Source organism: Falsiroseomonas oryzae (assembly GCF_027856955.1).
Classification (GTDB): domain Bacteria; phylum Pseudomonadota; class Alphaproteobacteria; order Acetobacterales; family Acetobacteraceae; genus Falsiroseomonas; species Falsiroseomonas oryzae.
In genome coordinates, this window is record NZ_JAPSMD010000823.1 from 1 (window position 1) to 1,213 (window position 1,213).

The following is a 1,213-nucleotide window of genomic DNA, read 5'->3' on the forward strand; positions in this document are numbered from 1 at the left end:
AGGGCGCCGATCCCGGCCCCGCCCAGCCCGGCCGTCGCGAGCGCCATGCCGCGCGACCCGGTTGTCCCCGCGGCGTCATCGAGGGGGGCGGTTGGGCGTGAGGGGGCCGCCGCCGGGACAGGCCGGGCGGCCAGGACCACGGCGCAGCGCGGAGCCCGCCGCAGGCGCTGCGTGGCGAGCAGCAGGGACGGCAATCGCCCGGCCTGGTCGGAACCCGGCGGTGGCATCTCGAACACCGCGGCCGGGGCATCGGGCAGGACGAGCCGGCCCGGGATCTCTCCCGCGCGGATCCAGGCAAGGGTCTCGACCGGCTCGCCCTCGGCGGCGGCGCCGACCAGCCTGGCGGAGACGATCTCGTCCATCGGTCCCTCGGCGGCCAGCGCCATCGCCAGGCGCGCCGCGAGGTGCTCGCCCGGCAGGGTCGCCACCAGCACACCGATCGCCCGTCCCGCACCGTAGCGCAGCACCGGGACGGCAAGCCCCAGCCGGAGATCCACCCCGCCGAACAGGCCGGCGACCGGCCGGAGGTCCGTCAGCGCATCGGCTGCCAGGTCGCCGGCGGGGGAGGCCGGCAGGGGCGTGCCGGGCGGCGCCTCGGAGTCGACGAGGGGCGCGAGAAGCGCGTCGAGCCCGGCGACGGGCAGGCCGAGCGCGCCGGCCGCGCCGCGCACCGCCTGGTCCAGGACAGGCAGCGGGAGGGCGGCACCCGGGCCGTTCGGACGCCCTGCCTCGAGCATGGCAGCGACGGTCGACAGCGACGCCTCCGCCCGACGCAGTTCCGCCTCGACCGCCTCGGCCAGCAGCAGGGCGAGGCGGGCCATACCACGCGCCTGCGGATCGGCCTCGGCCAGGGCGGCGGGCGGCACCGCAAGGGCAAGACCGGCCGCGCCCAGCAAACGGCGGCGGGTCACGACGGTGGATGCGGCCTTGGCGCGTGCGGACGGCAGGACGCGCGACAACATGGGGTTCCCTTTGCTTGCGGTCCGCCACGCGGAGGCCCAGCGTGTCGGAACGGCCGTGTTCCGATACTGTGTGGCGGCTGCTGCCTCCGCGCAGCGGTTGCGCCGGACGAAACGGTTCAACAGGAGGTGAGCGATGCGGTGGCTGGCGGCCTTGATGCTCCTGGGGCTGGCGGGTTGCGCCGCCAGCGAGCAGGCCGCGCCGCAGCCGGCAGGCGCCGTCGCGGCGCCGGCGCCCGCAACGCCCGCCACCC

Annotated in this window: 1 protein-coding gene; it reads right to left on the reverse strand. The window is 77.5% G+C overall.

The genetic code is table 11. The features are described from left to right. A partial coding sequence (locus OZN99_RS31995) for a hypothetical protein (protein WP_408611997.1) occupies window positions 1-911 on the reverse strand: 911 nt, incomplete at its 3' end. Between the last annotated feature and the right edge of the window lie 302 nt (window positions 912-1,213).